The following is a 13,587-nucleotide window of genomic DNA, read 5'->3' on the forward strand; positions in this document are numbered from 1 at the left end:
TGCTCCGGCGATGAACACGCCGCTGCCGGGGTGGACGGCGCACGGCCCGCGATGCGGACCCGCGTGAGCGTGAGCATCGTGGACGGATCCTGACGTCCCGGAGAAAATGCAGCGTGTCGCTTGACATCTACGAAGAACTTCGTAGATCGTCGTCCCCATGGTGAACAGGTCGCTCCCCACGGACGCGGAGCTTGCGATCCTGCGCGTCCTCTGGCGCCGCGGCCCCTCGACGGTGCGTGAGGTCCACGAGGATCTCAAGCCCGTGCAGGGCACGGGGTACACCACGGTGCTCAAGCTCATGCAGATCATGGCCCAAAAAGGGCTCGTCGAGCGTGACGAGGCGGGCAAGAGCCACGTGTATCGAGCGATCATTCCCGAGGACCAGGCCCAAAAAGGGCTCGTGCATGACCTCGTGGAAAAGGCCTTCGGCGGCTCGGCGTCGCGGCTCGTGATGCGCGCGCTCTCGACCGAGCGTGCCTCCCGCGAGGAGCTCGCCGAGATTCGCGCGCTGCTCGACGACATCGAGCGAAAGAGGTCGAAATGAGCCTCGCACACCTCGCCTCCTCGCCGTTTGTCGCGGCGCTCGGGCTCGCGCTCCTGCATTTCCTCTGGCAAGGCGCGGTGATCGCCCTTTTCCTCGCCGCGACCCTCGCGAGCCTGCCGCGCAGCCACGCTGCCGCGCGGTACACGGCCGCCTGCGCCGCGCTCGCGCTCATGGCGCTCGCGCCGCCGCTCACGTTCGCCTATTTCAACGCGGCCCTCGCCGTCGATCCGTTCGTCCCGCCGAACGGCTGGGCCCCGCTCTCCGCGCCTGCGGAAGGCGGCCATCCGCCTCTCTGGCCCGCGATCGTCGTGATGGCGTGGGTCACCGGCGCGCTCTTCATGTCGGCCCGGATCGCCGTGGGGCTCGCGCGCCTCTCGTCCTTGATTCGCCATCACACCGTGCCCGTCTCCTCGGCGCTCACGGTTCGCTTCGACAAACTCGCCCGGCGTCTCGGCGTCCGGAGCGGCGTGCGGCTGCTCGGATCCGATCGTGTCGACGTGCCCATGGTCATCGGCTGGCTCCGGCCTGTCGTGCTCGTGCCGCTCGCCGCGCTCGCCGATCTTCCGCCGTCTTGCCTCACGGCCCTGCTCGCGCACGAGCTCGCGCACGTGCGCAGGTTCGATTTCGTGACGAACATCCTGCAATCGATCGTCGAGGCAGCGTTGTTCTATCACCCCGCCGTCCACTGGGTCTCCCGCGTCGCGCGGAGGGAGCGTGAGCACCTCTGCGACGACGACGCCGTGGCGGTTGTCGGAGACCCGGTTCGTTATGCCCGCGCTCTCGCCGCGCTGGAGGGGATGCGCGCACGCACGCCCGAGCTCGCGCTCGGGTCGAATGGAGGTTCGCTCGTCATGAGGATTCGACGTCTGATCGATGGAACCACGCACCACGCGCCCACGGGCCGCGCCCTCGCCGCGCCCGCGCTCGCCCTCGCGAGCACGCTCGGCCTCGCGCTCGCGACGCTCGCCGCTTGTGGCGGAGAGCAGCCGGCCGCCGTGGAAAAACCCGGTCTCACCGAAGCCAAGGCCCAGGCCGCCGCGCTCGGCATTCCCTGGCTTCCGCCTGCCGTCTCGTGCTGGGAGTCGGCCATCTCCTCGTCCGCCCGGAAGCACAACGTCGATCCTGAGGCGATCGCGATCCTCACGATCGTCGAATCATGCGGCGATCCGCAGGCGAAGAGCTCGTCCGGCGCCCTCGGCCTGATGCAGCTCATGCCCGGCACCGCCCTTTCGGTCGCGAAGGAGCTCGGCATCGCCGATCACGCCGACGAACGCCTGCTCGATCCGGCGTACAACCTCGACCTCGGCGCCTCGTACTTCGGCAAGCAGCTCGTCGAGTTTGGCAAGAAAGACCCGACGCGCGCGTTCGAGCTTTCGGCCGCGGCGTACAACGGCGGCGAGGGCCGCGTGCGCGCGTGGCTCGACGGCAAGGCTGAGCTCTCCGAGGAGACCGAGAAATACCGCGCGCTCGCCACGGGCATGTGGAACGAGCGGCACGCGGCGCGCTCGACGACGTACGAGACGTGGCGCGAGCGCGTGCGCGGCAAGATGGCCTCCCGCTCGGCGCACCCGCTGCCCGGCGCCCGCGTGACCTTGCATTTCGGCGGCGCAACGCCCGGACAAACCAGCGCGCCGCACGAGGGCGTGGACCTCGCGGCCGCGCCCGGGACCACGGTGCTCGCGCCGCTCGACGGGACGGTCGAGCGCATCGAGAAGAACACGAAAGGCGAGCCCGTGCTGGTCCTCGCGCACGGCCGCGGCATCGAGACGCGGTATCGGCACCTCGCGAACGTGAAAGCAGAGGTCGGCAAGGCCGTGACGCGTGGGGATGTCCTCGGCGAGATCGGCGCGCCCGAGGGCGGTCCGCACGTTCACTTCGAGGTGCGCGACAATGGCGAGGCGATCGATCCGGCGCGTTATCTCGGACAAACCGCGGCGCCCTGAGCACAAACCTCGTCGAGGCGCCGCCCGAGCAGCCCTGGCACTTCGACGAGGTCGCGGCAATGGGAGAACGGGTAAGTTTTTCCGCCTTCGCGGCACACGAAAAGCTCGCCCGACGTGGTGCCCAGCGTGTCCACGCGTCCGTCGGCCATGACGAACGCCGCGCCCGGCCGATCGAGCATGCCGAAGCTCGCGAGGATGCGGACCGGATCCCCGGCGCGGGACGGGTCCTCCTCGGCCAGCCCGCAGACCGCGTTCCAGCAATCGAGCCGAAGTCGCGGCTTGGCCGTTCCCGAGGGCTGGGTCGGCGCATTCGGGTCGCCGCCGAGCAGGCCGATGACGCCAGCTTCGTCGTTCAGCGCGACCTTGCCCGTCTCGGCGTCGAGCTCCAGCACGTTCTCCCGGGGGCCCCAGATCCACGCCGTCCTTTCGTCCTGCATTGTTATGCCGGATACGGCCTTGCCGCCGGTGGATACCACACGGCGCGGTTGTCCCGTCGAGCCATCGACGATCACGACCTCGCCGCGCCGCGTCCCGACGAGGATCCGATCCCCCGACACGTCGAACGCGATCACGCTCGCGGGGCCATTCGTCCGCACGGAGTGGCGCGGCTTCAGCGTCGTGCCCTGCCGCTCCCACACAATGGCCGTGCCGCCTTCGTCTACCGTGGCCACGGCCCCCTTTGCATGGATCGCCAGCGAAGATAGCGGCGGCAGCGGACCATTTTCCAGGACGATTGGTTGTCCCGTACGCACATTCCAAATCCGAGCCGTCCCGTCTTTCCATATCGCGCCGAACAGCACAGCTCCGTCCGGGAGTGGGCCTGCGCCCAGGGCCGAGCCTTGCAGGTGCGGACCAAGCGTGATCCCGTCGGACGTGAGGTCTCGCGGGCGCCGAAGAAAGACTTGCGGGCCGCGCGCCGCGACGACACGATCTCCCTCCGGCGACAGCGCGGCCACGGCCTCGACATATCTATCCTCGGGCGGCGGCACGGTGAACCACCTCCCGCCCTGCATCACGCTCGCCACGTCCTCCTGTTGCAAAACGTCGACGATATGCCCATCCGAGGCAACACCGACGAACCTCGCGTCCGGACGAAGCTTCCCGATGAGCATCGGCGGAGCCCCGGAGACGGGGACGCCCCAGACCTGCCCGCCTTCCGCCGCCGCAATGAGGCGATCCCCCTGGAAACGCAGACTCCGCGGCGCACCGGACGGGCTCGCGAGATCCCCGACCGCGCGCCCCTCGGGCAAACCGCGCAATCGAATCCGCCCGTCCTTCGTGCCGAGCGCCAGCGTGCTCCCGTCCTCCGAGAGCGCCATGGCGGTGAAGGAAGGATCCGTGAACGTGGCGAGCGGCTCGCCCGAGGGGAGCTTCCGCAGGACGACCCTGCCGTCCAGGAAAGCGCCCACGGCCACGGCATTTTCGGCGATCGAGAGCCGGAGCCCGCCATATCCGGACGGCGGTTCGAGATCGAAGGTATGGGACTCGCCCGTGCGCGGGTCGAGGAGCGCGAGCGTCGCAGCGGGGCCGCCGAAACCGCCCATTCCACGCCTGGCCACGATCGCCAGGGTCTCGCCCGAGGGCGTGAAGGCCATTTCGTCGAGGCGTAGGTCGTGCAAATGGAGCGAGGCGATCTCGTCACCTCGCGCGCCATCGTGAACCGTGACCTCGAGATTCGTGTAACCGAAGCACCCGGCGGCTGCCATTTCATGGTCCGCGACGGCCACGCGCGCGCCCCCGGCCGACATCGCCACACCGGCGATCTCCTGGAAATCGTGCGTCAACTGCACGAGGGGGCGCGAGGGCCAGGCGTTCGCAGCAGGCGCCGCGCTCTTCTTCGACGCAGCCGGAACAGGCGTCACGCGAGCCGCGTGCGCAGGGACCTTCCGCGCATCCCGTCCCGCACACCCGACGGCGAGCACGACGGCAGCGAGCGCTGGAAACAAAAGCGAACGGGGGTGCATGGTCCTTCTAGTCCGATGCGCCCCCGTCCTTGGGTCGTGCGAGGGAATTACTTCTTCGGCTTCACGAACTTGAGCGTCATCCGATCGCTCTCGCCGATGGCCATGTACTTGTCCTTGTCCTTGTCGCCGAGCTCCAGCGTGGGCGGCAGGGTCCAGACGCCTTCGGGGTAGTCCTTCGTGTCCTTCGGGTTCGCGTTGACCTCGGACTTGCCTTCGAGCTTGAAGCCCGCGGCCTCGGCCTGCTTGATCACGAACGCCTCGGGCAGGTAGCCCTGCTCCGCGCTCTTGTCCGGGTCCGCGTCGGCCTTGGCGCGGTGCTGCTCGATGCCGAGCACGCCGCCGGGCTTCAGCGCCTTGAACGCCTCGGCGAGGAAGCCGGGCAGGAGTTTGTCGCGGTGCAGGCCGTGCAAGGAGCGCATCACGATCACCAGATCGACCTTGTTCTCCAGGCCGAATTTCGGGTTCTTCCCGTCGATCACGATGCGGTCGACCTTGCTGTAGAGCTCGGGCGAGCGATCGAGGAAGCGCGCGAGGCGCTGCCCGTAGAACGTGCTCCGCGCGTCGGCCGGGCCCTTCGGGTCGGTCGTCGTGACCAGGAGCTTGCCCTGCGTCGCCAGCGTCGGCGCGAGCAGCTCCGTCCACCAGCCCTCACCGGGGCCGTATTCGAGCACCGTCAGCTTCGGCGTGAGGCCGAAGAACTTCAGCGTCTCGGTCGGGTGGCGGTACTTGTCACGCTCGAGGTTCTTGGGCACGCGGTGTTTGCCCGCGAGCACGGCCTTGAGCGCAGCGTCGAGCGACGCGTACTTCGCCTCGGCGAGCTTCTTCGCTTCGGCGTGGATTTCCGGCGTGAAGCGCGTGTCCTCGGCCTTGGCCTCGGCCTCCCACTTCGCGCGGTCCGCGGCGAGCTCCTGGGCCGCCTTGGCCTTCTTGAGCTCCTCGGGCGAGGGCTCGGCCTTCGGCGCGGCCGTCGGCGTCGCCGTGGGCGCGGCTTCCGGCGTGGCCGTCGGCGCGGCGGTCGTCGTGGGGGGCGTCTCGGTGGTCGTCCCCTCGGGGTTTGCCGCTTCCGGCGTCGAGGGACCACAAGCGAGCATCGGCATGGCCACGAGGGCCAGCGCAAGCAGTCGTCGTTTCATGGGGGGCATCCTTGCCCCAACGGAAACGGGAAGGCAACGGGGCCGCAGTTTCGTGTTGCCACGCCGCGCCATCCCCGTAGAGTGGAAATTATGTCCACACTTACAGATAAGAAGATGCTTGTGTGCTTGCTGTCGTTCTCCCTGGCTGCGTTTGGCGCCCTCGCGGGTTGCGGCAGCGACAGCGAGGGGCTCGGAACATGCCCGACCGACTCGTCCGCACAGCAGACCGCAGGCCAGAGCGTGCTCACCAATTCCTGCACGGTATGCCACAATCCGAATTACGCGAACGGCACGCCGGCAGGAGGGTACGATTTCTCGTCGGCAGACGAGGTGAGGGCCGAGGCGGCGGAGATGTATGGTGAAGCCGCGGCGGGCGCGATGCCCCCGACCGGCAAGCTGAACGAGACCGACCTCGAGGCGCTGCGGGTTTATCTGGCCTGCACGCAGTAAGCAGCGCTCAGTCCTTCGCCACGTCGAGCACGCCCGCCATGAACCGGACGAGCTCCCATTGCTGCGCGAGCGACGGCTCTCCGCGGAGCTCGACATGCTCGACCGCCGGCGTCACGAGCGAGGCGCGGAGGAGCGCGGGCGGGACGTCGTGGGCGAGCCATTGGGTCTCCGATGCCGGAATCACCGAATCCGTCGCGCCGTGAAGCAAGAACACCGGGGCGCGCAGCTCGCCGAGGTGCCCCGCGGGCGAGACCGAGAGCGCTTGCTCCGGGTGTTTCGCAATCTCGTCGATGAGCGCCGGCACGTCGGCCTTTCCTTCGAGCAGAGCCTCCACCTGGGTCCGCGCCTCGGCGCTGAGCTCCGCGAGCTTTGCCTTCGAGGCCTCGCGATCGTCCCAGAGCCAGAGCCGGATCGCGTCGCGCGCCGCGGCCGCGTCGGCCGGTGGGACGAGGGCCTCGACGTGCGAATAAAGCAGGACGAGCGCGCCATAAGGGTGCGCGGCGAGCGCCTCCTTGTGCCCGTCCGGCCACGAGGTTTCGTTCTTCCTGAAAAACTCGAGCACGCGCCGCATGTCGTGGTGCGCCCCGATCGCCACGACGAACCCGATGTCCTCGGCAAACGCTCCATCCGCCGCCGCGCGGAGCGCGAGCCCGCCCGCGAAGCTCATGCCCATGAGGCCCACGGGCTTGCCGCCGAGGCGCTCGCGCAGGGAATGCGCGGCCGCGCCGAGCGTCTCGATCGAAGCCGCATCGATACGATATTCGGCGATCTCCTTCACCTCGGGCGTGAGCACGACGACGCCCGAGGCCGCGATCGCGCGGGCGAACCGCATGAGGCGCGGCTCGTCGATGGCGAAGCGATGGACGCCATGCACGATCACCACGCCTGGCGCATTCTTGACGCCCACGGGCGAATACACGCGCGCCCGCACCGGGCCACGCGCGGAAGGCACCTCGGTCAGGCGCTCGTCCAGCGTGTGTTTTCCGTAGGCCGGCAAGAACCCTTGCGCGCGTTCGTCCGCGAACCGCAGGAGAAGCGAGGCCGCGCGCAGGTGCCGATCCGCGGGCCGCGCGAGGAGCACGATCGCCGCCAGCAGCACGAGGAGCGCCGCTCGCCCGATTCTCCGCCGCTTGCGAGGCGCCTCCGCCGCCTTCGTCTCGGTCATCGCGCCGGCAGCGTAGCAGGGCGCGGCGCCGTCCGCGGCGCGGGTTTTGTTCGAGGTCGAGAGGAACGAGGTGACGTTCGCCATGACCTCCATCGTGGGGCGCGAAAGAAGAGGGGGCCTGTGCCACTGGTCATGGTCCTTGGTCGATTTCCACCATGACTTTCGGCACAGGCGAGCGTGGGAGGCGCTACGATGCCCCACGCATGGACCGGCCGCCGCCCACCCGGATGCTGCTCTTCGTCGCCGGGACGCTGGCGTGGGCCGCGATCGCTCAGCCGTTCCTGCTGCCGCTCGCGCGGGACCCGGCGAGCCTCCGCGATGCGACCGTGGCCGCGAGTTTCGCGGCGCACGCGGCGTACCTCGGGGCATTCGTCACGAGCGCGTCGCGGCTCGATAGGCTCGGGCCGACGAGCCGGATCGTGCTGCTCGCCGTGCAATCGATCTCCGCGCTCGTGCTCGTGCATCTGCGGAACCTGTGGCTCGAAGCGGGGCTCTTGGCGATCGTCGCGGCGCAGGCGTCGCTCCTCCTGTCGCGAGGCGCGGCGCTCGGTTGGGTCGCGGCGCAGACCGTGGCGATTTTCCCCTTTTACGTGGGGCGCGCCGACGTGCCGCAGGCGGCGTTCTGGACGGCGGGCGTCCTCGGCTTTCAGCTCTTCGCCACCACGATCGGGACGGTGGCGCGGCACGAGGCGGCCGCGCGTGCCGAGCTTTCGCGCGTCAACGCCGAGCTCCACGCCGCGCAGGTGATGCTCGCCGAGAGCGCGCGTACGGCCGAGCGGCTGCACATCGCGCGCGAATTGCACGACGCCGTGGGCCATCACCTCACGGCGATGAGCATCCACCTGGAGCTCGCGCGCCGCACCTCGCCGGGCGAAGAGGCCCTCGCGCGGGCGCACGAACTCGCGAAGAGCACGCTCGCCGAGGTGCGCGGCGTCGTGCGCGCGATGCGCGAGGAGCGCACGCTCGACCTGCCGCGCGCGATCGAGGCGCTCGCCGCGGGGGTGCCGCGTCCGCAGGTGCACGTCGATCTCGCCGAGGGGCTCGTGATCGACGACGACGCCCTGGCGCACGCGCTCTTTCGGGGCGTGCAGGAGGCAATCACGAATGCGGTGCGCCACGGAGGTGCGGAGCATTTGTGGATCCGGCTCGCCGCGGGGCCGGAGGGCCTCGTGCTCGAAGCGCGCGACGACGGGCGGGGCGCGGAGGGCGCCGCCGAGGGCAGCGGCCTTTCGGGCTTGCGTGAGCGGATCGAGGCGCTCGGCGGGGCCTTGACCGTGACGCCTGGTCCGGGCAAAGGGTTTGAATGGCGCGCGGTCGTCCCGCCGCGCGCGAGGACGATGGCTGCGCCGTGATTCACGTTTTGCTCGCGGACGATCAGACGCTCGTGCGGCAGGGCATCAAGAGCCTGCTCGCGCTCACGCCCGACATCCGCGTCGCCGCCGAGGCGAGCGACGGGGAGGAGGCGCTCGCGATCGTGGCGACGACCGCGCTCGACGTGCTCCTGCTCGACGTACGAATGCCGCGGAAAACCGGGGTCGACGTGCTCACGGCGCTGCGCGGAAAGCCCAAGGTGCCGCCCACGATCCTGCTCACGACGTTCGACGACGACGCCGTCGCCGCTGCGGGGATCCGGCTCGGCGCGCGGGGGTTTTTGCTGAAGGACATCGGCCTCGATCAGCTCGCCGAGGCGATCCGCGCGGTCGCGTCGGGCGGAACTCTCTGGAACCCGGCGATCACCGAGCGCGTGCTGCGCGGGCTCGATCGTTTGAAGTCCGACGTTCCCGTGATCGAGCCGCCCACCGCGCTCACCGCGCGCGAGGTCGAGGTCCTGCGCCTCATGGCCTCGGGGGCGAGCAACCGCGAGATCGCCGAGATGCTGGGCACGGCCGAGGGGACCGTGAAAAACCACGCGTCGAGCATCTTCTCGAAGCTCGGGGTGCGGGATCGGACGAAGGCCGTGCTCCGGGCGATCGAGCTCGGCTATATCTAGCGCGGGGCTTCAAGGCCGCGACAAGTACGCCACGAGGAAGCACATCTCCTGGTTCGTTCCCTCGCCCCAGGCGACGTCGAGCGGCGGGAAATGGGTTTGTCCTTTCCCCGTCGCCGAGTTGTCCCAGGTGCATTCGGTGACGAGCCGCTGACCCGGCTGCCACTGCATGGGCTCGTCGAACACGTAAAGCGCCTGGTGGTGGAAATCGAAATCCCCTCGCGCGACGCACGCGCGTTCGCCCGCGTCGTCCTCGATCCACGCGTCGTACGAGCGGCCGAGCAGGTGCATGTGCGGCAGCAGGCCGTAGATCGTGGTCGGCGCGCCCTCGTTCGTGATCACGCTCCGCTCGACGTGCTGCGAGACGCCTGCGGGGATCGTGAACGGCACCGGGCCAAAGACGTCCATGAAGACCTCCGCGGCGGGCGCCTCCGTCGCGAGGCGCATCCGGTAGGCCGACCGATCGAGCGCGCCCGGTTTGGGGGCGTAATAATGCATCTGCATCACGATCTGCTCGCCGGGATCGAGTCGGATGCCCGTGTCCTTCGGGAGCTCCATCACGGAGACGCCCGGCGCGAACGCGTGCAGGAGCTGCCAATCGAGCTCCAGCACGGGATTTCGGCACGAAAAACCCTTCGTGCCCGGCGGCACGCCGTACCCCGCGCCCGCGTCGTGCCCCGCGTCCCGGTAGAGCCCGATGTGATGCACGACGAGCGGGTCGCCGGGCACGGCCTCGAGCGCCTTGATCCACGCGGGCGCCGCGAGCGGATTGTCGAGCACCACGCACCAGTATTCGTTGCCGTCGTCGTCCGGGGCGACCTCGTGCGCCTCGGGCATTTCGAGCACGAGGTCCGGGTCGTCGATGTGCGCGACGTTGTCCGGCTTTGCCGTGGCCTCGCTCGGGTCGCCGAGCGGCGCGCCCGCGTCGGCCCAGGCGCGGAAGCGCGCGCGATCTTCGGCGCCGAGGTACATTCTCTCCGCGCCCGCATAAGGCCGGCACGAGGGATCGAGCGCGGGGGGCGGCATTTCGCCCGCCTCCACGCGCGCGGCCATCGTGGGGGCGAGCGCCCGCGCCGTCGCGACGTCTCGCAGGTTCAAACGGCCCACGCCGCTCCCGTCGTGGCACGCAGCGCAGGATCGATCGACCAGCGGCTGGATGTCCCGATACCACGTGGGCGTGGGCGTCGGCTCGGCGCCACACGCCGGCGCCAACGCGGCCACGAATCCCACGAAGACGATCGCCGATGCCCTGCTTTCCCAGGCGTTTCCTTCCCTCATGACGCACCTCTCCCGTCTGCTGCGTTCCACGGCGCAGCAGTTCAAACGGTTGTTTCAAACAGTTGTTTGAGGCGACCGGTTCGTTCAACGAGCAGCAGGATTTCGACGTCGGCTGCGGGAGGGGCTCGACCGCCTCGCGGGATCTGCGCTAAGACCGGAAGCCGTGAGGGACGGCGAGCAAGGCGGCGCGCGTGAGCGGATCCTCGGGGCCGCGATCGAGGTCGTCGCGCGGGAAGGGATCGAGGCCCTCACGGTGCGCGCGATCGCCCTGGAAGCGGGCGTGAACGTCGCCGCGATCAACTACTATTTCGGGAGCAAAGAGCGGCTCGTCGAGGAGGTGCTTGCGCGCACGCTGGAGAATGGCCTCGGCGAGCAGCTCCGCGAGCTCGACGCCTTCGTCGAGGCCGAGGGCGGGGACGTTCGCGCGGCGCTCGAGCGCTTCGTACCTGCGTTTTTCCCGGACGCCGTCCGGTACCCGCGCCTCAGCGCGGCGCACCTGCACGACGCCATCGTGCGTCAGGACTACACGGGCAAGACCGTCCAGCGATATCGCGACTTCCTCGAAGGGTTTTTCCTTCGCGTACGCCCCGTCTTGCCGGCGGGCTCGGAGGAAGAGCAACGCCACCGCGTCGCCGCATTCTGGTCCGCCATTCACATGGTTTGCCTCGCGCCGCGCCTTTGCGAGGGGTTCGTCCCGCATGCCCTTCACGCGCCTGCGGGGGCCGCGCCGTTCGCGCGCCTGCTCGTTCGGCAGCTCCTCGGCGATCGTCCTGAAGCGCAGGTCCGCCCTCGAGGTTCGAAGCGGCGGCGCGACCCTGCCTGAAGGCGAGGGGGTTCATCCGCGACGCGCACGAAGCGCTTCCCAACGGCAGCGCGAACCTCCATACTCGCGTCGATGGCCGTGAAGAGCGACACCGGAAGAGTCTCGCGCCGCGCGCTCCTGGCCGGCGGCGCGCTCGCCGCCATCAGCGCAGGATGCAGCGTCGTACCGGTCGAGTCGCCCCGCGCGCCGCCCGCCCGCCGGAGGATCCGGGACCTCGGCATCGGCATCGGCTCGCTCACGCCCGGTCGCTGGAATGCGATCACCGACGTGCCCGGCGTGCGCGTGGGGCACGTGACGCGTATCGAGGGCGAAGGCCCGCTCGTGCCCGGCCGCGGGCCGATTCGCACCGGCGTGACCGTGATCCTGCCCGGCGACGACGTTTGGCGGGACAACATCCCCGCGGCGCGCTTCACGTTGAACGGCAATGGCGAGCTCACGGGCGTCTCCACGATCGATCGGCATGGCCTTCTGGAGACGCCGATTTTCCTGACCGACACGTCGAACATCGGCCGCGTGATGGATGGTGCGCTCGCGTGGATGCTCGACAGGTATCCGGAGATCGGCGACAGCGCGCCCGTGCCCACGCCGATCGTGGGCGAGACCTGGGCGGCGTTTCTCCATGACGCCGAGGGGCGACACCTCACGGAGGAGCACGTGCGCGAGGCGATCTCGGCGGCGCGCAGCGGGCCTGTCGAGGAGGGGGCCGTGGGCGGCGGCACGGGCATGTTGTGTTACGAGTTCAAGGGCGGGATCGGGACCGCGTCGCGGCGCCTGCCCGCAGCCATGGGGAATTATACGCTCGGCGTGCTCGTGCAGACGAACCACGGCAGGAGGGCGCAGCTCCGGATCGACGGGGTGCCGGTGGGTCGCGAGATCACCGAGGGAATGCCGTATGAGGGCCGGAAGTCGAAATCGATTTTGATCATCGGCGCCACCGACGCGCCGATGACGCCGGTGCAACTCGGCCGCCTCGCGAAGCGGATGGCGCTCGGGCTCGCGCGGACCGGCGCGGTCTCGATGCACGGATCGGGGGATCTCCTGCTCTTCTTTTCGACGGGCGTCCGCGTCCGGCGCGGCGCGGCGTCGATGGATGTGCCCGTCTGGAACGACGAGCACATCAGCGTGGCGCACGAGGCGGCGGTCGAGGCCACGGAGGAGGCTGTTCTCAATGCCCTCGCGATGGCCCGGACGATGACCGGGATCCACGGAAACACGGCCCACGCATTGCCGCTCGACCGGCTGCCGGACATCATGCGCAAGTATGGGCGCCCGATTCCGGGGCGCTAGGAGTCACGCAGAGACCATGCCGGCCGAGCGCACGTTACGCAATTCGATCACCGACGTCTCCGGCGTCGAGGTCGCTCACCTGACCGTGGCCGAGGGCGACGTGCAGACGGGCGTGACCGTGGTGATGCCGTGCCCGCCGTCCGTGCATCATCGAAAGTTTTCCCTCGGCGCCTATTCGGCCGGCGGAGGGCTCTCGTGGACGGGCGTGGAGGTGGCGGAGGATTTCGGCACGTTTGCCTCCCCGATCGTGCTTTGCAATGCGACGAGCGTGGGCGCGGCCTACGACGCGTTGATCACGCGGGGTCACAAGCGGGATCCGGAGCTGCCGGTCGACGATGGATGGCCGCCCATCGTGGTGGGAATCGACGATGGGTATTTGAATGATCTCCGGCGCCGGCGGGTGAAACACGACGACGTGCTCGCGGCCTGCGAAGCGGCGCGCGGCGAACCGCCGGCGTGCGGGAGCGTGGGTATGGGCCGCGGGCTCGTGGCCCTCGGATGCAAAGGCGGCGTGGGGGACGCATCGGCCGCGGCGAGCGTCGGCAAGGATGCATTCGTCGTGGGTGTGCTCCTCGCGGCGAACGGCGGGGCGCCCCGCGGGGTGGGCGCCGCGCGCGTGGTTTCGCCCGGATTCGTGGCGATCGTCGCGACGGACGCACCGCTGTTTCCCGCGGAGCTTCGGTTGCTCGGCGAGGCGGCCATTCGGGGGATCGACGCGGCCGTGACGATCGGCGGCGAGGAGGGGCGGCTCGCGCTCGCGTTTTCGGTGACGAATACGATCGACGGCTCGCTCACGGCGCCGCCGGGGCGGCTTTACGAGGCGCGCAGGCTCGCGGACGATGGGCTCGGCCCGCTCTTCGACGCGGCGGCCCGCGCGTCGCGCGCCGCGCTGGGAAAGGCGCTCGGGGAAGCGACGGCGGTGACGGGGCGGAAGGGGCGCACGGTCGAAAAGGCGCCCGCCGATGTCGTGGCTTCCATTGCATTCACCGGACGTTGATCGGAAGCCGCGTGTA

At 69.7% G+C, this 13,587-nt stretch carries 12 protein-coding genes; 8 read left to right on the forward strand and 4 right to left on the reverse strand.

Features of this window, described 5'->3' with window-relative positions; genetic code table 11:
* Positions 1 to 157 precede the first annotated feature (157 nt).
* Both QHF89_RS02975 and QHF89_RS02980 read left to right on the forward strand, forming a co-directional pair.
* Positions 158 to 544 carry a BlaI/MecI/CopY family transcriptional regulator gene (locus QHF89_RS02975; RefSeq protein WP_136936550.1) on the forward strand — a complete coding sequence of 129 codons (387 nt, stop codon included), beginning with the start codon at positions 158 to 160 and terminating at the stop codon, positions 542 to 544.
* Positions 541 to 2,487 carry a peptidoglycan DD-metalloendopeptidase family protein gene (locus QHF89_RS02980; RefSeq protein WP_136966144.1) on the forward strand — a complete coding sequence of 649 codons (1,947 nt, stop codon included), beginning with the start codon at positions 541 to 543 and terminating at the stop codon, positions 2,485 to 2,487. Before QHF89_RS02975 ends, QHF89_RS02980 begins: the two co-directional genes overlap by 4 nt.
* On the opposite strand, the gene QHF89_RS02985 is transcribed toward QHF89_RS02980, so the two are convergent.
* Positions 2,460 to 4,349 carry a WD40 repeat domain-containing protein gene (locus QHF89_RS02985; protein ID WP_284719975.1) on the reverse strand — a complete coding sequence of 630 codons (1,890 nt, stop codon included), beginning with the start codon at positions 4,347 to 4,349 and terminating at the stop codon, positions 2,460 to 2,462. The genes QHF89_RS02980 and QHF89_RS02985 overlap by 28 nt on opposite strands.
* Positions 4,350 to 4,498: 149 nt before the next feature.
* Complete coding sequence (locus tag QHF89_RS02990) at positions 4,499 to 5,584, reverse strand: methyltransferase domain-containing protein (protein WP_284719976.1); 1,086 nt, start codon at positions 5,582 to 5,584, stop codon at positions 4,499 to 4,501.
* A gap of 90 nt (positions 5,585 to 5,674) precedes the next feature.
* On the opposite strand from QHF89_RS02990, the gene QHF89_RS02995 reads away from it, so the two are divergent.
* A complete protein-coding gene (locus tag QHF89_RS02995) occupies positions 5,675 to 6,034 on the forward strand; it encodes a c-type cytochrome (protein ID WP_136966142.1) in 360 nt (119 codons plus the stop codon).
* A 7-nt stretch (positions 6,035 to 6,041) separates the two neighbouring features.
* Here QHF89_RS02995 and QHF89_RS03000 read toward each other — a convergent pair whose 3' ends face one another.
* A complete protein-coding gene (locus QHF89_RS03000; RefSeq protein ID WP_136966141.1) occupies positions 6,042 to 7,283 on the reverse strand; it encodes an alpha/beta hydrolase family protein in 1,242 nt (413 codons plus the stop codon).
* Positions 7,284 to 7,402: 119 nt separating this feature from the next.
* On the opposite strand from QHF89_RS03000, the gene QHF89_RS03005 reads away from it, so the two are divergent.
* Both QHF89_RS03005 and QHF89_RS03010 read left to right on the forward strand, forming a co-directional pair.
* Positions 7,403 to 8,551 carry a sensor histidine kinase gene (locus tag QHF89_RS03005; RefSeq protein ID WP_284719977.1) on the forward strand — a complete coding sequence of 383 codons (1,149 nt, stop codon included), beginning with the start codon at positions 7,403 to 7,405 and terminating at the stop codon, positions 8,549 to 8,551.
* The gene (locus QHF89_RS03010) at positions 8,548 to 9,189 is read left to right on the forward strand and encodes a response regulator (protein ID WP_136966317.1); all 642 of its coding nucleotides are present in this window, start codon (positions 8,548 to 8,550) and stop codon (positions 9,187 to 9,189) included. The genes QHF89_RS03005 and QHF89_RS03010 overlap by 4 nt, the downstream gene beginning before the upstream one ends.
* Before the next feature lie 9 nt (positions 9,190 to 9,198).
* Here QHF89_RS03010 and QHF89_RS03015 read toward each other — a convergent pair whose 3' ends face one another.
* Entirely contained in the window at positions 9,199 to 10,464 is a 1,266-nt protein-coding gene (locus QHF89_RS03015) for a monooxygenase (protein ID WP_136966139.1), read from the reverse strand.
* Positions 10,465 to 10,627: 163 nt separating this feature from the next.
* Here QHF89_RS03015 and QHF89_RS03020 point away from each other — a divergent pair, with 163 nt between their 5' ends.
* From QHF89_RS03020 to QHF89_RS03030, 3 genes are all read left to right on the forward strand, one after another.
* Positions 10,628 to 11,287, forward strand: a complete 660-nt coding sequence (locus QHF89_RS03020; RefSeq protein ID WP_284719978.1) for a TetR/AcrR family transcriptional regulator — start codon at positions 10,628 to 10,630, stop codon at positions 11,285 to 11,287.
* A 72-nt stretch (positions 11,288 to 11,359) separates the two neighbouring features.
* Entirely contained in the window at positions 11,360 to 12,574 is a 1,215-nt protein-coding gene (locus tag QHF89_RS03025) for a DmpA family aminopeptidase (protein WP_136966138.1), read from the forward strand.
* Positions 12,575 to 12,590: 16 nt separating this feature from the next.
* On the forward strand, positions 12,591 to 13,571 hold the full coding sequence (locus QHF89_RS03030; RefSeq protein ID WP_284719979.1) for a P1 family peptidase: 981 nt from the start codon (positions 12,591 to 12,593) through the stop codon (positions 13,569 to 13,571).
* Positions 13,572 to 13,587 lie beyond the last annotated feature (16 nt).

It is taken from the genome of Polyangium sorediatum, assembly GCF_029946465.1.
Lineage (GTDB): Bacteria > Myxococcota_A > Polyangia > Polyangiales > Polyangiaceae > Polyangium > Polyangium fumosum.